Origin of the sequence: Mammaliicoccus sp. Q-M61 (assembly GCF_022386055.1) — a bacterium.
GTDB classification, from domain to species: Bacteria; Bacillota; Bacilli; order Staphylococcales; family Staphylococcaceae; genus Mammaliicoccus; species Mammaliicoccus sciuri_A.
Genome location: NZ_JAJNJL010000033.1, coordinates 1 through 427 on the forward strand (window position 1 = coordinate 1; position 427 = coordinate 427).

The 427-nt window shown below is 43.6% G+C and carries 1 pseudogene; it reads left to right on the plus strand.

The features are described 5' to 3' along the window. Positions 1 to 427 (plus strand): annotated as a pseudogene (locus LQ677_RS14545) (hypothetical protein); the annotation flags it as partial.

Consider the following 427-nt stretch of genomic DNA (forward strand, 5'->3'; position numbering starts at 1 on the left):
GACAAAGATGGTGATGGTAAACCTGATATTGAAACTCCGAAGGATACTGATGGCGATGGCATCACAGATAAAGATGACAATGACATCGATGGTGACGGCGTAAGTAACGAAGATGAAAAACTTATTGGTACTGATCCGAACAATCCTGATACTGACGGTAATAGTGTGAGTGACGGTGACGAAGACCACGATAGCGATGGTATTCCGAACAAAGATGAATCTGATCCATCTTCAGATAAACCAACGGATAAAGATGGTGACGGTAAACCTGATATCTCAACTCCGAAGGATACTGATGGCGATGGCGTCACAGATAAAGATGACAATGACATCGACGGTGATGGTGTAAGTAACGAAGATGAAAAAGTCATCGGTACTGATCCAAACAACCCTGATACTGATGGTAATGGCGTAAGTGACGGTGACG